The following is a 16,790-nucleotide window of genomic DNA, read 5'->3' as shown; positions in this document are numbered from 1 at the left end:
GCGTCCAGCCAAGGCGGCAGATCGGCTGTGGTCGAAAGCGCCGCGGCGCTGGCANNAAGCAACGCCTCCAGGCGCGACGGCGCGATCGCCCAAGGCCGACCGGTGAGCAGGCTGGCGGCGAGAGACTTCAGGTTCATGGATGTGTCAGCTGGTAGTGGCGTTCTCTTGTGCCGCCGCCGCTTCGTCTGCGGGGGTCATTGCCGCATCCGGTGCTGATGCCTGGGCGCTAAAGCTCAGGCCCAGCGTCCGCTCGCGCGCCTGGTCGGCGGCGATCTCGCCGTCGACCTGTTCGGCGTCGTAGCCGCGCTCGGCCAGCGCCTGGGTGCGGCTCTTCAGTCCCGCCGCGATCTGCTCGATCTCCGCCTTGGCGTCCTTCAGCGGGTCGACCCAGTCCCACTTCGGCGGCAGCCACGAGCACCCGAGGTAGGCTCGCCGGTTCGCCTCGTAGCCGGAGATGCCGAGCGCGCCGGCCAGCACCGCGGTGTCCATCCAGCGCGCCCACACCGGCCGGCACAACTGCCAGACCATCACCGCATGCTGGTAGGCGTCGGTGCGCCGGCGGAACTCCAACAGCGCGAGGCGGGCGTTCGAGTAGTTGGCCTTGATCATGTCGTTCGACAGGTACGCGTAGGGAATGCCGAGCGCCGCCGAGACCTGCAGCAGCGTCCGGTACTGGAACGGCTCGTAGGTCTGGCCGGAGTCGGCGGGATCGGAGGTCTGCACCTGCTCGCCCGGCTCCAGCATGACGATCTGCCCTGGCTGCAGGTCCATCGTTCGCTCGCCATTCTCGCCGATGCTCTCGGCGACATCGAACGGCTCCGCCGGTGCCGGCGTGGTGATGAACAGCGCATGCATCGCCGCCACCTTCTTCCGGTCGAGTTCGGCATCGTCGTACTGATCGAGGAGGAACAGCTTGACGATGGCCGGCGCGAACTTCGAGACGCCGCGCAACTGGCCGGCATCGACCGGATCGATGACGTGGATAATCTCGGCGGCCGGGATGCGCACCGTCTCGCCGGCCGCTCCCGGATCGGTGACATCGCCGGGATGCCGGCGGAGAAAATGATAGGCAATCCGCCGGCCGATACGGTCGAACTCGATCCCCTGGCGGACGACGTTGCCGCTTGGCAGCACCTCGTTGCGGGTCAGCGGCAGCATCTCCGCCGGCAGCATCTGCAGCTGCAGCGGCACCACCAGGCCATCCTCCGGCCGCCGCGGCCGGAAGCGGAAGAACACCTCGCCGGCGATGAACACCTCGCGCGCGGCACGCCGCTGCAGGCCGTAGAAGTCGGTGAAGCCGTCGGCATCGGCGTCGTCGGTCCACTCCAGCCACAGCTTCTGCACCACCGCCTTCAAGCCGGCATCGGCGATTAGCGACGACGGCTTGATGCCGGTGCCGACGACATTGCCGGCCCAGCTGTCGATCGCATTCGCCGCATAGCCGTTGTTGCGGATCAGCCAGCGGGCGCGCGCGGTGATATCGGCGCCGGCGGCGGCGATCAACGTGTTGAGATGCGCCCGGCTCGGCTGGAAGCCCTTCAGCCGGCGGTTGCCGAGTCCCGCCTCGAAACCGCCGATGAAGGCGCCGATGCGCCGTCGCCAGTGCGAAAGCATCCCCGGCATCAGAGGCCCTTGCTCGCCGAGGTCAGGATCCGCCGCCGCAATGTGCCGGTCTCCATGGCGGCGATGCGCCTCTCCAGGTCGGCGAGCGCCGCCGCCATCTCGGTGTCTGTCGCGTAGCTGACCCGCCGGCCGTCGACCTCGACGGTGCGGACGCCGCGGTAGCGCGCCGCCAGCAGCACATCGCGCTGCGCGGTCATCTCCTCGAGGGTCATTGATCAGCTCATGTAGCTGGAGCGGAAGACGCGGCGGCCGCGGCGCGGCACCGGACAGATCCGCCCGGCGGAGGGTATCGCCGCTGCCGGTGCTCTGGACTCTGTCTGGCTATGCGGGCCAGCCTGGATCTCGCCAGCGGCGACGGGGTCGGTAACGTTCACCTGCAGCTCCAGCTCGCACCACTTGCGCTCGGGCCAGCGGTCGGCGCCGGCGATCCAGGCGGCGGCGCGGGCGTAGACCCGGCAGTCGAGCACTTCGTTGCGCTCGCGGAGCTTCTGCCATTCGAGGCGGCTGAAGCCGCGTTTGGTCTTCACCGTCACCAGCTGCTCGGCGACCAACTGCTTGACCCATTCCGCGTCGACCTGCCGGGGAAGATGGATGAAGCCGGCGGGATACCGATCGATCGGGTCGTCGCCTGTCGGCGCTGCCGACCGCAGGAAGCGGTAGGTCTCGCTCTTGAAGGTGGCGACGGCGACCGTCCACAGCCGGGCGCCGCGGCGGATCTTGACCCCGCCCTCGGTGGCATCGACGTGCGTCGGCCCCGACACCGGCGCCGACCGGTTGAAGCCCTCGGCGCCTTTGATCGGCAGCACCTGCCCCCAGCCCTGCCGCCGCGCCCAGGCGTAGACGGCCGGCGCCTCGTAGCCGCTATCGATGCCGAGCCGGGCGAGGCCAAGCCGGACACCGAAGGCGTGCGGCCAGGTCTCGCCGAGCAGCACCGACAGCCGGGTCCAGGTCGCCGCCTCGCCCGGGCCGCCATCAATCACCAAGTGATCGATCAGCCAGCTCTCCAGGCCGCGGCCCCAGGCCCAGACCGAGACCTCGATCCGATCCTTCTGCACGTCGGCGCCGGCGGTGAGAAAGAGGCCGCCCGGCGGCACCGTGCCGATGCGCCAGTCCTCGCGCCGCTCGTAGAGGCGCAGCCAGTCGGGCGCTTCGCCGGTCTCGGCCCAGGTCTCGCCCAGCACGGTGTTGATGAAGCTCCGCTTGGCTTCGTCCGAAGACTGGCACAGCTCCCACTCCCGGGCGATCCGCTCCCACGACAGCCAGCCGACCGGAGAATAGAGACTCGACAGATGGAAGCCGATGGAGAGCGGATCGACGGGAACGGCCGTCGGCCGCCACTCGCCTTTCTCCAGCATCATCGTCTTGTGGTGCTCGGCGATCGGCCGCTCGCAGGCCTCGCAGACGTAGGCGGCCGTCTCCGGCTGGCCTTTCTGCCAGCGCAGCCGCTCGAACGTCATAGACTGGGACTCGCCGCAGTGCGGGCACGGCACGAAGAACCGCCGCTGATCGGAGGCCTCGTATTCGCGCTCGATCCGCGACAGGCCCTTGATCGTCGGCGTCGAGGCGAGGAACACCTTGCGCCGCCACGAGAACGTCCGCGTCCGCGCTTCGGCGAGCGCCACCGGATCACCCTCGTCGTCGGCCGACGGCGGATAGGCGTCGACCTCGTCGAGGAACAGGTAGCGCACCGGCATCGAGCGCAGGCCGACCGCCGAGTTGGCGCCGGTCAGCACCAGGATGCCGCCGGGAAACTCCTTCGACAGTACGGTGTTGCCGGAGTCGCGCGATCGGGCCGGTGCGACCTTCTCGCGCAAGCTGGGGCTCTCCTCGATCAGCGGATCGATGCGCTGCTGCGAAAAGCGCTTCGCCAGTTCCACGGACGGCTGCACCGCCAGCATCGGGCCGGGAGCGTGGTGGATGACGTAGCCGATCCAGTTGCAGCCGCTCTCGGAAGCTCCGAGCTGGCTGCCCTTCATGAACACCACGCGCTGCGCCGGATGGCGCGGGCTCAGCGCGTCCATCAGCTCCTGCAAATACGGCGTCCGCGACGTGCGCCAAGGTCCCGCTTCGTTGGCGCCGCGCAGGCTCAGGACGCGATGGCGATCGGCCCACGCCGAGACGGTGAGATCAGGATCCGGGGTGAGCCCTGCCGTCCAGGCGCGCAGCAGATCATCCGCACCGTCGAAATCAAGCTGCAAGTGTGGACCTGCGTCGAGGCATTCGCCGATGCCGCGTTACCGATTCAGGGTCATCCAGGCGATCTACGCCTCGACGACCCTCAAGCCGTGAGGTCGATCGAAGCGAACAAGATCGAAAATTTCGGCAAGAGCGATTAAACTATTTGGTTCTCTGCCGCAGCACGCGGACCTCATCCAAGCCCGCCCGCGTCACTGTCGGCGGTCATCGGGAAGATGGGAGGAGATCGTTATGAGCTTGTATCGCGTCGTTCGTCTCATTGGTTCCAGCCCGACATCTTGGGAGGAAGCGACAAAAAGCGCCCTCGAAGAAGCGGCCAAGCATCTGGAAGACTTGCGGGTTGCCGAGGTCGAGCTGCTGGACGTCCGTATGCACGAGAACAAAGTGGTCGAGTACCGTGCCCGCGTCCATGCATCCTTCCGTTACAATCCTGGCAAGGCCGACTAACCGGTCCTGTCGGCATGAATGGGTGACATAACACTTACCGGCCTGGCGGCCGCGCGGCGTCCGCGGGCCATCTTTTTATCCGATGCCTGCTAACGACCTTGCGTCCATTAGAATCTTCAACTTCTCCGCTGCTAGCGAAACTCCGGCCGGACGTCGGCCAGCTCTGCCAGGTGCTGCCGAGCATACTTCTCCAGCGCCGACTGCATGGCATGAGCGCCGATCCCGAGATCGGCCGCCATCATCGCCGCCACCCGTGCCGGCCAGCCCGCCCAGGCGTCGCGCTCCTGACGCGCCAGGCGGAACACCAGGGCGGCGGCTCGCGCCCGATCGACCAGCTCACCCTTCAGCGTCTGCAGGCGCATCTTGCGCTCCTGCGCCTTCAACACCTCATTCGCGGTGCGCGCCTGCAGGTACGTCATGCCACCGGCCGCCTGTGGCGCCGGCAGGCCCTGCTCGCGCAGCGTCTCGGCGACGGCGCCGACGGCGGCTGCCGGCACCGGCTTAACCGCCGCGCGTCCGGCCGGCTGCTTGCCGGGATCGGTCGCATGCGCCCGGCGGGCGTCCGACGCCGCGGCGTCGATCGAGCCGTCGGCGTGCAGCACCAGCCGGCCCGACGCGCGCGCCTTCTGCACTGCACCCCGGGAGATGCCAGCGTGCTGCGCGTACTCACGTTCACTCATGCCGTGCCGCTGCGAGGTCATCGGATGATCACAGGGGGCAGAAAGAGCACCTAAAGAACAACCGATTAGAGTTGATGCCGGGCCGCACATAAGCCCTCATGGACGCATCGAAAGCGAAGCCACCGGGACCACAGACGATGACCATCACAATCCTGCCGACCAACAATCAGGCCTGGGGCTTCTGGGGCAGCATCGGCAATCATGCTGACCAGAGCGAAGCCTGGACGCTGGCGATGAAAGCCGTCGGCCAGGCGACCGGCTGCACGCCGGAAGCAGCCCGGGACTTCTTGGATAGCCGGCACGGCCGCCACTTCGCCGACGACGTTGCCAACGGCGCCTTCGCCGGCCTCGCGATCGCGGCGGCGATCGACGCCGCGGTCGAGCGGTGGATGAACTGGACCATCGGTAAACGCGCCGAGCGCGAGCACGGCATCCCGCGCGACCTGCCCTACCTCACGGGCTGGGTGATGAATGCCGCCATCGAGGCCGAGATCACCGGCTGAGCGGACCGCCGCTTCTCTCCGCTCCGAGCCCTATGCAGGCCTCGGGGCTCGCGGTGGTAGAAAGCGCCGCATCCCGTGGCGCCGATAATGGGACGCCACCGATGAGCATCGAGTATCCCTTCAGCCTCGCCCAGCTGGCGCAGATCCTGAGCGCACTGGAGAACGAGCGCCGCAATCCCAACAGCAAGCACACCGCGATCAAGGCGATCGAGCGCAACGCCTCGCAGATCGGCCTTTCCGCCGAGGACGTCTTCGATGCCGCCGACGGCCTGCTGAGCGGCCGGCTGAACGCCGCCGCCTTCCGCGCCGCCTTGCGCGACGAAGGCTGCGCGCCGGCGAATTTTGTCGCCGAAGTACGGGCCGAGCCGGCCGAGGCGGATGCCATGCCGAACGCAGGCACCCAGACCGTGGACGTGGACACGTGCGGCACCGGCGACGACGCCGCGGCTGGACACTTCGCCGATGCGACCGAAGGCGCGCCGGTGGCCACCACGGCCGCCGTGGCGGCCGACCCGGACACCACCGAAACGCGGGTCGGCGTGAAGCAGCTGCTGCTCGCCGCCTGCCGCGCCGCCGAGCGCTGGCTGCAAGCCGAACTCGACAGCCCTGGCGGGACCCAGCCCGACGACATCCTGCCCGTCGTGCGCGCCGCCATCGCGCGGGCCGAAGGCCAGCGGCAGCCACGCGCGCCACGCCAGCCGGGGCAATCCAGTCAGGGCCGGCGCGAAAACACCAAGGAGGCGCGGGTCATCGCGATGCTGCGCCGGCCGGAGGGGGCGACCATCGCCCAGATCATGGCCGCCACCGGCTGGCAGCGGCACACCTGCCGCGGGTTCTTTGCCGCCGCGCTGAAGAAGCGGCACGGGCTCGCCGTCACCTCGGAAAAGCCGCAGGGCGGCGAGCGCACCTACCGGCTGGCCGAGTGAAGGAGGCGACGATGCCGAAGACCACGCTGCAGCAGCGGCTCGTCGATGCACTCGTCGCCACCGGCCGCGGCACGATCGTCCCCAGCCGAAGCCGCAAGTACATCACCCTGGAACGGCCGGACAGATCGTTCTTCTACGTGGGCCGCAACGGAGCGCTCAGGTTCGGCAGGACCGTCACCGACAGTGTGGCCGCGCCGGAGGACTTCAAGCGGCGGTTGCTTGCAGAAACCGAGCGATAGCAAGCTCAGAACGATCGACGTCGCCGGGCGACCTGCCCGGCGGTGATTGTTCCGGCGCCGTGCGCCCGGAACGCTTCGAAGGCCCGGCGCAGGGTGTACGCACGAGCGATCGATGCGATGGTAAACAGTCCGCCGATTGCGAGATTGTCGCCGAGGCTGACCTGCAGTCCGAACAGCGGAAAGACGATGATCTGCGTCAGCACCGCGATAGCATAACCGACCGCAACATTGGCGATCGCCTCGACCAGCGACATCCGCCGCGATTGCCGCCTGCGGCGTCCGCTTGAGTGCTCACGCCGCACGCGGCAGCCGCTCGCCGGCGATCTCGTCGAAGCTGCGGCCGTCACCCTCGAGCTTCGCTGTCTTGTCGGTCGCCGTCTGCCAGCGCTTCACCGCGACGTCGACATACTGAGGGCTGATCTCGATCGCGTAGACGCGCCGGCCCGTGGTCTCACCGGCGATGATCTGCGAGCCCGACCCCGAGAACGGCTCGTAGCAGACGTCGCCAGGCTTGGCGTGCTGGCGCATCGGGATCGCGAACACCTCGGCCGGCTTCGATGTCGGGTGATCGGTCTTCTCGCCGACCTTGACGGTCGGGATATTCCAGATGGTGCTCGGGTAGTCGTCGGAGACCCGGGGCGGCTTGTGGCCCTTCAGCCAGCCGAAGAAGCACGGCTCGTGCTGCCAGAGGTAGTACGAGCGCGTCAGGATGCCGCGGTCCTTGGCCCAGACAATCTGCTGGTGGACGAAGGCGCCGAACTTCTCCCACACGCTTTCGACCATGGCCTGGCGGCGGCTGGCGTGCCAGCAGTACCAGGCGGCGTTGGGCAGAATAGCATGCTCGACGGCGGCCTTGATGAAGCCTTCGTACAGCTCGGGGCCCTGGCTGGAGTCGTCCCAGGTGATGCCGTAGCTCTCGCCCCAATCTTTGTTCTTATCCGGCCCGCCCTGCTTCGACGGATGGTTGGTGCCGTCGTAGTCGACGAGATACGGCGGATCGGTGGCGAACAGGATTGCCTTCTCGCCGTTCATCACCCGGATCACGTCCGCGCCCTTGGTCGAGTCCCCGCACAGAAGCCGATGCTCGCCAAACAGCCACAGATCACCCGGGCGTGACACCGGGTTCACCGGTGGCTCGGGAATGACGTCTTCGCCGGCGAGGCCATCGCCCTCGTCGAGCGGTGCCAGCAACCGGTCCAGGTCCTCGCCCTCGAAGCCGGTCAGTGCCAGATCGAAGCCGGCGGCGTTCAGCTCGTGCAGCTCGGCGGCAAGCAACTCGTCATCCCAGCCGGAAAGCTCGGACAGCCGGTTGTCGGCGATGCGGTAGGCGCGCACCTGCTCCGGCGTCAGGTGCGCGAGGCGGATCACCGGCACCTCGTTCAGGCCCAGATGCTGCGCCGCCAACAGGCGGCCGTGGCCGGCGACGATCTCGCCATCGTCCGCCACCATCACCGGTGCCGTCCAGCCGTACTCGACCAACGACGCGGCAATCTTGGCGATCTGATCGTCTGAGTGGGTGCGCGCGTTCTTCGTATACGGCTTCAGCCGCGCGACAGGCCACTGCTCGATCTGCTCGGGCAGGAAACGAAGCGTCATCATGGGATTCCAACGGCTGATGGTGAGCGCGATCGGCAGCCTCAGCGCGCCTATGGAGTGGAAACCGGGGTGGACTCCCGCATCCACTCAGGAAGCCACCTGGAGTCCAGGCTAACTCGTTGCGATTCCGAAGTTATCTGCCGGATCAACGACTACGCAACGGCTTCCGCGTGGACTCCGAAATCCACCCGGAAGCCACCTCGGAGTCCAGCGTAAGCGTCTGATATTCAAACCGAAAAAACCGCCGAAGGGTGGCTTCTGGCTTGGGTGGCTTCCCAAAATTCTTGGCTGTCGCTGGCGATCTTACGGGCCATGCCCACCAGCATAGGTTGTGTGCCCGGAAGGAACCAAGAGTCTCAATGGCTTACGAGGTGCGGAGAATTTCCGCTGTTCCTTCCGCCTGCCGATTCCATCACGCAAATGGCATCATGCCACAACTTTCAGCGGCAGACGCTAAACCGGCAGGAAATCGTCTCTACACGCGGCACGGTTGACAAGCAAAGCAGAAGTGGCAACCCGCCAATTCTAGAATTGATTATGCCAAATTCGTGTGCTCTTGTCGCAGTCTATTTTGTTGCAACGTTTTTGTTGCACGAGTCCCGTTCAGGTGTGCGGCAACCTTGATCAGTGCGCACGACCAGTGCCGCCACGCGGTCGACCGGTCCATCCCAAACCGATGGGCAATGCTCTTCCACCGCACGCCCTCGGCGCGGAGCCAGACCAGCCGAACCTCGTTCGGCTCAAGCGAGTGCAGCCACCGCAGCACCTCATCCATCCGATCGATGGCATCGGGCGCCGGCGGACCCAGTCGCACTTCCACATCGTGCCAGCCGTACGCTTCCCAGAAGTCGCGAATGATCGGCGGCCACGCGCTGATGTAGCCGCGGACGCGGACAGACGGAAGGCGACGCAAGGTTTGCGCCGCTTCCTCCAGCGCATCGGCAACGGCTTTCGGCGTCCAGGCCAGCTCAGGCATGTTTGGCTTCCCTACCAGGGTCGGATTGTCGCGAGATGAGGGCTTGGCCATTGGTCACACCTCGATGCACATAACGTCGCCCCCAATCAGACGCGCGACCTCTGACAGCGCGGCATTGCGGCCGCGGCGGTAGTCGCGCATCTCCCGGTCGTTGAGCCGCTTCGGTGTCGAGGGCTCCCACTCGCACGCCATCGACAGCGCCGAACCCGGTTCGGGACGAGGTATGGTCATGGTGCAGCGATAGTGTCTGCCGACGCGGAACGTGGTCGTCACCAGCGATAGGGCTTCCAGCCTCGACGGCGTGGTGCTCATGCCACCCTCGCTGCGCTGCCACTTGTATAGGCGAGCGCGCCCCCTGAAGGGCGCCGCCTATACGTAGTATAGGGACTGCACGCCACGCAGAGCTGATGACGCATTTTCAATGGCTTACGAGGTGACTGCACGCAACGCACGCGGACTGCACGCCACGAACCGCATAGCGGGAATTGTCTCATTATCCTACTACCTTCACGATTGCCTGAACGATGTTCCGGTGCCCGGTCTTCAGCGGTCCGACGCGGATGCGACCGGCTGCAAAAAGGCTTTCCATTGCGCGCTCTAGTTGTTGTTTGTTGAAGCCACGCCGGGCGTCCAGCTTCAGGAAAATCTTCGGCGCGTAGCATGTGCTGTTGGGCGTGGCCGATGCGTAACGCCCGGTTTCAATCACCGCCCCCAGACAGGACAGGAACGCTTCTTCGGCTTCCTGGTGGTGGTTCCGCCGATCGATCGCCTCGACGAAATTACCGGAAGGCGCGCCTTCGATGACGAACACGCCGTTCTGCCAACGAAGGCGGATTTCGTCGCCGATCGCCGCGTAGTTGGCTTTCTTGCGAGTGAGGATTCGCAGATCCTCGTCAATCTGCGCGCCTTCTTCGGCTTCGGGCCGACTCAGATACAGCCGCGAACGTACGGTGTTGCTCCATGCCGTCGACGCCCCCGTCCCCTCGCCGGATTTCAGGCCGGACAGGCTCGGGTGCGCCAGCAGCAGCACCGCGCCGTCAATCTCGCGAGCTAGCCGGCCGAGGCACGACGCGATGAACTGTCGAACCTCCGCGCGCCGGAGTTCGTCGCCACCAAAGGTATCCGCGGCGGTGTCGATGACCGCCAGCCGCGCCCCCGGNCGCTTCGCCTCCGTAACGAGCACCTGCCACAGAGGCGTGAGCTCGCCTTTGCCGTTGCGGTTGAACGTCATCAAGACGTTGTCGTCGCCGACCCGAGGGATGATGTGCAGGTGTCCGAGGTCGCCGAAATCGACGCCAAGCGCCCGATTGATGCAGTGTTGTCGTCTGAGCAGCTCGTCTTGATCGTCCTCACAGAACAGCCCGATCGCCGGACAAGGGGTGGTTTCGAGCCCCAGCCAGTTCTTCTCGATCACGCAAGCGGTCATGAGTTGTTGGGCGAGGAGGGATTTGCCGGTTCCGCCGTCACCGTAAAGCGCCGTGACGTACCCCCACGGCATCCAGTCGCGGACCATCCATCGCCGCTCCGGAACGGGCCGGCCTTGCCACCACGGCAGATCGATGGACCGCAGCGCTGACTGGGTGTCGCTCTGTGGTTCGTCCGGGGAATACGTTTCGGCACCGTCGACGAAAGCCTGCACCTCGGCATCGTCACGCATGATCGACGCTCCGAGCCCAGTCGTTCAGGTCGTCGCCGGGCTTCGGCACCAGCACCTTGCGAACCTCGCGTCCGGCGTCATGCCAGCGCTCGGCGACCGTCTTGAACGCTTTCAATCCCGCGGTGTCGTGGTCGACTGCGACCGTCAGTGCTTCGATCCCCGCCAGAACGGGAAACGCCGCGAGGTTGGCGGCGTCGATGACCGACCATGCCGGGGTGAAGCCGCGGGCAAGGGTGAGCGCCGTCTCGATGCCTTCGGCAATGCCCAGCCCCGCCGTCACCCAATCGTCCGGGCAAAGGCGGATGACGCCGCCGGCCTTGGGATGACCTGCCAGCAGCAGGCGAGGTGTCTCGACATCAGCCTTCCTGCCGTCGGTGCCTATCCAGGTGCGATGCAGGGTCAGCCATCGCTCGGGGTCGCGGATATCGGTGACGAGCGCCACCAACGCCGGTCCGACATGACCGCTCGGGTGCTTCAGTGCCGGATGCCAGCGGAGATCGCCGTCCGGATGAGGCAGTGCGCAGCCGCGTGCGCTGAGATAGCGACTGGCCGGGGTTTTGGGATCGATGGGCCGGCAGGACATCCAGATCTGGCGCCCGAATGGGCTCAGCGTTTCGTACCGACCCGGCCGAACGGCTGAAAGGTCGGTGTGCGCTGGCTTCGGCGAGGGATCTTCCCGTTCCCGCCCGAGCCAGGAGCGTGCCCAGTCGATGGCTTGCCGCAGATCGTCGCGGCAGTTAACTGCCGCGATCAGGTCCAGCATGTCACCGCCGGTTCCGTCGGCGAACTCATGCCAGCGTCCTCGATGCTTGCCGGCCAAGCTTATGCGCAGAGATTGCCCCGGTTCGCCGGCGATCGAGCCGATGCACCACTCGCGGCCTTGACGTCGCCCGGAAGGAAACAGTTCGCGCAGCAGCACTTCTGTCCGATCAGCGAGTGCGCGAGCGATTTCCGCCGCGCTCATGTCAGCCAATGCTCGCTCTCTTCGGCACCGCGCTCTGGATTTCGCCGAGGAAAATGGCGGCGGGCTCGCTCAGGATCTCGCGCGCCAGATCGGCGATACGCTGATTGAGCTCCGCTGCTAAGTCGAAGATCGACGGATCCCCCAACGTCAGCTTTCCACATTGGCGACCGCGTCGGTGGTGGGCACACTTCGGTAGATGGCAAAGAGCACGGTGCCATCACCGGCTTCTCCGGCATCCTCGATGCGGTAGTCCCGGCCGGCCTCGATGATCTGGGCCAGCTCCCAACGGCGGAACAGGCCCGGCAGCCGGCGCAGATCGGACGGCGGTGACGAAGTGACTTGGTTCATCGGACGGTTTCCTGAAGCAGAGCCGCGCCGATTGATCGGCACGCTCGATCTGGAAAACGCGCCCTGCCGCATCGAATTGGGACAGGCCGCCATCACCTTCCCTCCATGATGAGACGGAGGCGGTCCATCGAGCGTTGGTAGCGTTTGCGTGCGGCGTCATGACTGATCCCGAGGCGGCCACCGGCTTCGCGTTGCCCCTCGCCGACGATCACAACGGCGACCACCAGATCCGCGTCATCCCCGATCATGGCGGCCAGGGTCTCGCGGATCATGGCGGCGGCGATGTCTGCGTCGACGCCGGGCGGCAGGCCGAAGACGGAGTCCGGCCGGACGGTCGGCGGCATCGTGCCGGCCGCGCTGTCGATCTCGGTGCCGTCTTCCGGCAACTCGTCTCGCCGGGCCGCCTCGGCCCAACTCTTCCGAAGATCCGCCCGGATGTCGCGTTCCACATTCATGAGCAGGGTCGCCGCGATCCGGCGGACCCGGCCGAGGTCCAGGCGATGAATTCCGGCTATGAACCGCTCGGAGATCTCCGAGACGAGCTCGTCCGGCGCGGCGGCGAAATGCCGCCAGAGGCGCCGGTACAGCGCATCCAGCCCCGGCCAGAGGGCCAGCCACAGCAGGATCACGGCCAGTTCGCGAGCCGGGTCGGCTCCCTGGGCAACCGTCACCAGGCCGGCGAGGGCGCGATCCTTCTCGTCGCGGTCGACCGAGAGGTCGTAGAGGTGATCGAGAAGGGCGCTAGGCTCGACGAAGCCGCGCAGTTCGGGCCGCGCCTGGCGCAAGGCGTCGAACTGCATCTTGACCGTGAGGGGTTCGAGAGACTGCACGAGATTCGCATGAAGCGACCGCCAGAGGGCTCGCACGGGACGCCTGCCTTGCGGCCGGGCGTCCAGCGCCTCCTTCTGGCCGGGTCAGGGCGTCACGCGCCTCTGGGAAGGAGTAAAGATCGAACACGGCGATCAGCGGCGCGCCACCGGTGCGGACGCGGGCGCTGGGATTGCTGTCGGGTCGGAGAATTCGTTCAGGGTCCGGCAGCCGCGGCAGACGCCGGTGGTCGGAAAGCCGACCAGATATTCATGGCCGCGGGCGAACCGGAGATGCAGCCGGCCATCACGCAGCATTCCGAGGAGCTTGCCGCAGTGGCGGCAGCGCCATTCCGTCTCGTCCATTTCCACCTCCGTATGATTGGGTGCGTGTCACAGACGGCAGGATGGACGAGGGGGCTGTATGCGAAGTGTATGGGGTCTGTATGGAGGCTGTATCGGCGCGGTTCACGGCCGGATTTCATGATTCCGGCAGAAAAATGAAGGCGAAGGACACGTCGGCGTCGGGAGAGAAGCTGTAAACCGTGTGTTTCTCCTCGGTCCTGATGCTGGTGAAAATTTGCCAGGAGGATCTGCCCGATTTAATGTCGAAGATGGGGCGGGCACGCTGGAAGGTCTGTTTGCCGGATGTCATGTCCGGCCCCTCGATGTTAGGGTCGAAGTAGCCCGTCTTGGTCACCGCCGCACGGATGGAGCGGAAGTGGGAAACCTGAACGTCTCGACGGAGTTTGCCGGATTTCTTGCGGACGCTCCTGTCGCGCTCGTCGGCAAAGACATCATACTGATGGGCGTTCGCCAGTAGGTCTTCATATCGCTGCTGATCGAGATCCGCCCAGTGGGGCGGCTGTCCGGCATCCCGCACCAGTGCCTGCGCGACGATCTCCGGCGAGCGTCCGAATGGAGCAGGCTTCTGCCCAAGTCCGCCGAACAGCCGAAGGGGATCGGCCAGTGCCGAGAGGTGGCCGTTACTCAGCCCGATCACCTCGGCCAATGCGAGTACCGTCACTCCGGCGCGGCGCATCGATCGGCCGACATCGTCGCTGAGAAAGCGATCGGTCGGCACCAGCACGGCGAACGGATCACCATCCTGGCGCGAACGGAGCGCGTCGAGCGCTTCGGCATAACGCCGCGCGCTGGTCCGCACCAAGAAGAAGACGGGATGTTTGATGCCAGGTTCGGGAATGAACGTGCCGACCCGATAGGCATCAACGATCATGGCGACCGCCTCGGCGATCGCATAGATCTGAAGCGCCGATGCGATGCCACGGCATAAGCTCACCGGATCGACCGCGAGGAACGCGATGTCCGCCGGGGCGAGGATGATGTCGGTGCAGTCAGCCGGGCTGTTGCCGCATACGGCGTGGTACTCGCCGTCGATCTCGATCACTTGCCGCGGGCAGCCCTCGCCCCGCGGTCCGGAGCAGGGATAGGTGTCCGCCAACCGTCGCTGCTTGAGAACGCCCATCCGTTCAAGGACCGCGACGATATCAGTGCCGAGTTCACACTGAAGATGGCGCCGGGGACCAGCGAGCGGAAAACTGGTCTCAAGCCGCTGCCACAAGCCTTCCAGACCCGTCCCCATCTGGTTCCGTTGCGATGAAGTGGTTGGCGCGCAAAAAGGCCTCGACCACAGTACCGTCCCGATCGCGATCGTGATCGGCCACATTGGGCAGGCAGACTTCGAGCCTCCGGGCACGCCCGCCACTCGAGTATCCTATGCTGAAGCCGGCTCGGACGATTTCGCCTCCGGCGAGGTCGATGGGGCCGCGGCCCGCCACCATTTCCGTCAGGTCAACTCCTTTCAGGATCTGCTGGCGGCATTTGTCGGTGTGCGACTCGATCCACACCTCGGTCAGCCGGACGCTTCGCATGCCCGCGACCACGGCCAAGCTGCCGCCGTTGGTCCGCAGGCATTCCAATGTGTAGGTTGGCCCCTCAGGGAAATAGGCCGGATCTTCGAACAGAACCCGTCCGAACGCCTCGCGGTAGGCCATCCGCTCCGTCGCGAACTGGGCATGGATTTTCAGAATGCCACTATCGGTATCGTAGATGATCGAGTCGTGCCGCTGCGGCCTGTAGCCGATNCGCTCCCGTTGCAGCTTCGCAGTGATAGTTCCGTCAGTCCGATACAGAGCGCCATGGGTTACGAGGCACCGAATCTCGGTCCCCTCTTCGTAGACGAAGACCTCGCAGGTGGGGGTGCGCTGCCGGGAATCGAACCAGGGTCCGAGGATCTCCTGTAACTCCCCGATCTTCGCCTTCACGGTCGAGAGGTCCAGGCGCCGTCCGTCGGGCGAGCGGAATTCGTAGTAACGTTTGAAACTCTGGCACACCGTCTTCTCTCGGCAGACGCGGACCAGCCACGGGTGTTCCAACCAGACGGCCAACGCGAAATCACCGGGACACAGATCGTCGGGCATAGCGCCGAGATCGACGCTGCACCTCCTCGCCTCTTCGAGAATCCGTTCATGCCCGGCCTCATCGGCCAGCGCATCGAGCAGGTGGATGGCCTGCAGCAAGGTGCCCGGCATCGCATCGTCCGGCTGCGTGAAGACTTCGAGCAGCCGGCGCGCGCAGGCGTCGCCGTTGGTGAGGGCACCGACGTCGATGCCGTGTCGCTCGAAGTATGCTGAATGCTCCGCCAACAGCCGGCTCAGGAATTGGGGCTTGTCCACCGACTGTAGGAAGGACAGGTTGCCGAAGTTCCGGAAGCGAAGCTGCGACACCTAGGGTCTCCTCGTTGACAGTTGTTAATCCAGATCGGGAAAATGCGTCATTTCCGACTTTGGTTCAGCACGTTAGGCAATCACTCTTCGGCGCCTTCCTTCTTGGCGTTCTTCGGCGGCACATAGCTCACCGCCGGGCACGGCACATCCGCCGGCCAATAGCCCGCCCCAGGAATCTTGATGATCACGTCTCTTGCGCGCCAAACCTTGGTCGTGAGGTTTTTCATCTCATCGGCTCCGCCAATACGGCGGCCCTTCTCGTGGAACTTCCGAAGCAGGCCAGGACCATTCACCGGCCGCCCGATCTCCAAGAGGAGTTCGCGTGCGAGCTCGATGAAGTCCTTCTGCGTCATCCCGCCGCCGACCGCGATGTCATCCGGCGAGCCCGGCTCATTCTCACCAGATTCTTGAAGCTCAGTGCCAGGGAGATTCCGAACCGCCACAGGCTGGCCAGCAAACCTTTCATACAGGGACAGGAACAGGTCGATCTGCCGGATTTCCTCCTCGAGCTCCTGGCGTCGCTGTATGGCGCGCCGCACCGCCGCATCGCTAACGTTATCCTTCATGATTGCCCATCCTCCTGCAGATGACGGTAGTTGTATCAGAGTTGCTTCTGTGAGGAAAGCGCTTGAGTCATTTCTCGCGCATCTAACATAACAGATTTGTCTGGGCAACCGAGCCATGCTCGGAGGGGGAGGAAGCCGCTGAGATAAACCGGCCCTGCAGGAGGTTTGTGCAGAACCCCACCCGGCTCACGCTAGATCGTCGGCCCGAATCGATCCGTGGCACACGCATCCTGTCCCAATCTGCTCAGCAAGCCCGCGTTTCATTAGGGAAACGAGCCGTTGCCGAGAGGGTGACAGCAATCCATCCCCAGCGCGGAGCTGAACGGAATGTCCTCGAATGCCTTGTCCCCCGACCGCATGTCCGCCGCCGAGCGCCTGACCGAGATCGGCGAGATTCTCGCTGCCGGCCTGATCCGACTGCGCGCGCGGCAGCGTGAGGCCGAAGCCCGGCGATCCGGAGAAAGTTCCCTGGACTTCCCCGCCGACCAGAGCGTCCATGGCTAAACCTTGGACGGA

At 65.7% G+C, this 16,790-nt stretch carries 21 protein-coding genes; 5 read left to right on the top strand and 16 right to left on the bottom strand.

Annotated elements, in window-relative coordinates:
* Positions 1–144 precede the first annotated feature (144 nt).
* The 3 genes from HQ394_RS06895 to HQ394_RS06885 are packed head-to-tail and all read right to left on the bottom strand — an operon-like array spanning position 145 to position 3,821.
* Complete coding sequence (locus HQ394_RS06895) at positions 145–1,623, bottom strand: phage portal protein (protein ID WP_190262648.1); 1,479 nt, start codon at positions 1,621–1,623, stop codon at positions 145–147.
* On the bottom strand, positions 1,623–1,835 hold the full coding sequence (locus tag HQ394_RS06890; protein ID WP_190262647.1) for a phage head-tail joining protein: 213 nt from the start codon (positions 1,833–1,835) through the stop codon (positions 1,623–1,625). Before HQ394_RS06890 ends, HQ394_RS06895 begins: the two co-directional genes overlap by 1 nt.
* 3 nt (positions 1,836–1,838) lie before the next feature.
* Positions 1,839–3,821: a phage terminase large subunit family protein gene (locus HQ394_RS06885; protein ID WP_223291921.1), complete on the bottom strand. Its 1,983-nt coding sequence runs from the start codon at positions 3,819–3,821 to the stop codon at positions 1,839–1,841.
* A gap of 229 nt (positions 3,822–4,050) precedes the next feature.
* Here HQ394_RS06885 and HQ394_RS06880 point away from each other — a divergent pair, with 229 nt between their 5' ends.
* Complete coding sequence (locus HQ394_RS06880; protein WP_190262646.1) at positions 4,051–4,266, top strand: dodecin family protein; 216 nt, start codon at positions 4,051–4,053, stop codon at positions 4,264–4,266.
* A gap of 131 nt (positions 4,267–4,397) precedes the next feature.
* Here the strand turns inward: HQ394_RS06880 and HQ394_RS06875 are convergent, their stop codons facing one another.
* On the bottom strand, positions 4,398–4,946 hold the full coding sequence (locus HQ394_RS06875) for an elements of external origin (protein ID WP_223291920.1): 549 nt from the start codon (positions 4,944–4,946) through the stop codon (positions 4,398–4,400).
* 137 nt (positions 4,947–5,083) lie between these two features.
* Between HQ394_RS06875 and HQ394_RS06870 the strand changes: the two genes are divergently transcribed.
* The 3 genes from HQ394_RS06870 to HQ394_RS06860 all read left to right on the top strand — a co-directional run bounded on the left by HQ394_RS06870 (position 5,084) and on the right by HQ394_RS06860 (position 6,614).
* Entirely contained in the window at positions 5,084–5,449 is a 366-nt protein-coding gene (locus tag HQ394_RS06870) for a hypothetical protein (protein ID WP_190262644.1), read from the top strand.
* Between the two features lie 101 nt (positions 5,450–5,550).
* Positions 5,551–6,375 carry a DUF3489 domain-containing protein gene (locus HQ394_RS06865; RefSeq protein ID WP_223291919.1) on the top strand — a complete coding sequence of 275 codons (825 nt, stop codon included), beginning with the start codon at positions 5,551–5,553 and terminating at the stop codon, positions 6,373–6,375.
* Positions 6,376–6,386: 11 nt separating this feature from the next.
* Positions 6,387–6,614, top strand: coding sequence for a hypothetical protein (locus HQ394_RS06860; protein WP_190262643.1), 228 nt, complete (start codon positions 6,387–6,389; stop codon positions 6,612–6,614).
* Between the two features lie 5 nt (positions 6,615–6,619).
* Here HQ394_RS06860 and HQ394_RS06855 read toward each other — a convergent pair whose 3' ends face one another.
* The 12 genes from HQ394_RS06855 to HQ394_RS06795 all read right to left on the bottom strand — a co-directional run bounded on the left by HQ394_RS06855 (position 6,620) and on the right by HQ394_RS06795 (position 16,274).
* Entirely contained in the window at positions 6,620–6,916 is a 297-nt protein-coding gene (locus HQ394_RS06855) for a DUF7220 family protein (protein WP_456151497.1), read from the bottom strand.
* Positions 6,906–8,297, bottom strand: a complete 1,392-nt coding sequence (locus HQ394_RS06850; RefSeq protein WP_223291918.1) for a site-specific DNA-methyltransferase — start codon at positions 8,295–8,297, stop codon at positions 6,906–6,908. Before HQ394_RS06850 ends, HQ394_RS06855 begins: the two co-directional genes overlap by 11 nt.
* Positions 8,298–8,745: 448 nt before the next feature.
* Positions 8,746–9,237: a DUF6362 family protein gene (locus HQ394_RS06845; RefSeq protein WP_223291917.1), complete on the bottom strand. Its 492-nt coding sequence runs from the start codon at positions 9,235–9,237 to the stop codon at positions 8,746–8,748.
* Positions 9,238–9,240: 3 nt separating this feature from the next.
* Positions 9,241–9,498 (bottom strand): hypothetical protein, encoded by a 258-nt coding sequence (locus HQ394_RS06840; protein ID WP_190262641.1) that lies wholly within the window; start codon positions 9,496–9,498, stop codon positions 9,241–9,243.
* Between the two features lie 181 nt (positions 9,499–9,679).
* The gene (locus HQ394_RS06835) at positions 9,680–10,843 is read right to left on the bottom strand and encodes an AAA family ATPase (protein WP_190262640.1); all 1,164 of its coding nucleotides are present in this window, start codon (positions 10,841–10,843) and stop codon (positions 9,680–9,682) included.
* Complete coding sequence (locus tag HQ394_RS06830) at positions 10,836–11,807, bottom strand: DUF7146 domain-containing protein (protein ID WP_223291916.1); 972 nt, start codon at positions 11,805–11,807, stop codon at positions 10,836–10,838. Before HQ394_RS06830 ends, HQ394_RS06835 begins: the two co-directional genes overlap by 8 nt.
* Before the next feature lies 1 nt (position 11,808).
* Positions 11,809–11,952, bottom strand: a complete 144-nt coding sequence (locus HQ394_RS06825; RefSeq protein ID WP_190262639.1) for a hypothetical protein — start codon at positions 11,950–11,952, stop codon at positions 11,809–11,811.
* Between the two features lie 2 nt (positions 11,953–11,954).
* Entirely contained in the window at positions 11,955–12,155 is a 201-nt protein-coding gene (locus HQ394_RS06820; protein WP_190263166.1) for a hypothetical protein, read from the bottom strand.
* Positions 12,156–12,247: 92 nt separating this feature from the next.
* Positions 12,248–12,985: a sigma-70 family RNA polymerase sigma factor gene (locus HQ394_RS06815; RefSeq protein WP_190262638.1), complete on the bottom strand. Its 738-nt coding sequence runs from the start codon at positions 12,983–12,985 to the stop codon at positions 12,248–12,250.
* A gap of 132 nt (positions 12,986–13,117) precedes the next feature.
* The gene (locus HQ394_RS06810; protein ID WP_190262637.1) at positions 13,118–13,327 is read right to left on the bottom strand and encodes a hypothetical protein; all 210 of its coding nucleotides are present in this window, start codon (positions 13,325–13,327) and stop codon (positions 13,118–13,120) included.
* Positions 13,328–13,442: 115 nt separating this feature from the next.
* Positions 13,443–14,369: a hypothetical protein gene (locus HQ394_RS06805; RefSeq protein WP_190262636.1), complete on the bottom strand. Its 927-nt coding sequence runs from the start codon at positions 14,367–14,369 to the stop codon at positions 13,443–13,445.
* Between the two features lie 1,419 nt (positions 14,370–15,788).
* Positions 15,789–16,274: a hypothetical protein gene (locus tag HQ394_RS06795; protein ID WP_190262634.1), complete on the bottom strand. Its 486-nt coding sequence runs from the start codon at positions 16,272–16,274 to the stop codon at positions 15,789–15,791.
* Between the two features lie 327 nt (positions 16,275–16,601).
* Between HQ394_RS06795 and HQ394_RS06790 the strand changes: the two genes are divergently transcribed.
* The gene (locus HQ394_RS06790; RefSeq protein ID WP_223291915.1) at positions 16,602–16,778 is read left to right on the top strand and encodes a hypothetical protein; all 177 of its coding nucleotides are present in this window, start codon (positions 16,602–16,604) and stop codon (positions 16,776–16,778) included.
* The last annotated feature ends 12 nt before the right edge of the window (positions 16,779–16,790 follow it).

The sequence above is a fragment of the Defluviicoccus vanus genome (assembly GCF_014672695.1).
In the GTDB taxonomy this organism is placed as follows: Bacteria; Pseudomonadota; Alphaproteobacteria; order Rhodospirillales; family Defluviicoccaceae; genus Defluviicoccus; species Defluviicoccus vanus.
Note: the sequence above shows the minus strand (reverse complement) of the source record. Positions and strands in the feature narration are given on the sequence as shown.

Bases quoted from the DNA above. Each gene is read 5' to 3' on its own strand.
- HQ394_RS06895 (WP_190262648.1), bottom strand. From the start codon at position 1,623: ATGCCGGGGATGCTTTCGCACTGGCGACGGCGCATCGGCGCCTTCATC.
- HQ394_RS06890 (WP_190262647.1), bottom strand. From the start codon at position 1,835: ATGACCCTCGAGGAGATGACCGCGCAGCGCGATGTGCTGCTGGCGGCG.
- HQ394_RS06880 (WP_190262646.1), top strand. From the start codon at position 4,051: ATGAGCTTGTATCGCGTCGTTCGTCTCATTGGTTCCAGCCCGACATCT.
- HQ394_RS06875 (WP_223291920.1), bottom strand. From the start codon at position 4,946: ATGAGTGAACGTGAGTACGCGCAGCACGCTGGCATCTCCCGGGGTGCA.
- HQ394_RS06870 (WP_190262644.1), top strand. From the start codon at position 5,084: ATGACCATCACAATCCTGCCGACCAACAATCAGGCCTGGGGCTTCTGG.
- HQ394_RS06865 (WP_223291919.1), top strand. From the start codon at position 5,551: ATGAGCATCGAGTATCCCTTCAGCCTCGCCCAGCTGGCGCAGATCCTG.
- HQ394_RS06860 (WP_190262643.1), top strand. From the start codon at position 6,387: ATGCCGAAGACCACGCTGCAGCAGCGGCTCGTCGATGCACTCGTCGCC.
- HQ394_RS06845 (WP_223291917.1), bottom strand. From the start codon at position 9,237: ATGGCCAAGCCCTCATCTCGCGACAATCCGACCCTGGTAGGGAAGCCA.
- HQ394_RS06840 (WP_190262641.1), bottom strand. From the start codon at position 9,498: ATGAGCACCACGCCGTCGAGGCTGGAAGCCCTATCGCTGGTGACGACC.
- HQ394_RS06830 (WP_223291916.1), bottom strand. From the start codon at position 11,807: ATGAGCGCGGCGGAAATCGCTCGCGCACTCGCTGATCGGACAGAAGTG.
- HQ394_RS06820 (WP_190263166.1), bottom strand. From the start codon at position 12,155: ATGAACCAAGTCACTTCGTCACCGCCGTCCGATCTGCGCCGGCTGCCG.
- HQ394_RS06810 (WP_190262637.1), bottom strand. From the start codon at position 13,327: ATGGACGAGACGGAATGGCGCTGCCGCCACTGCGGCAAGCTCCTCGGA.
- HQ394_RS06795 (WP_190262634.1), bottom strand. From the start codon at position 16,274: ATGAAGGATAACGTTAGCGATGCGGCGGTGCGGCGCGCCATACAGCGA.
- HQ394_RS06790 (WP_223291915.1), top strand. From the start codon at position 16,602: ATGTCCTCGAATGCCTTGTCCCCCGACCGCATGTCCGCCGCCGAGCGC.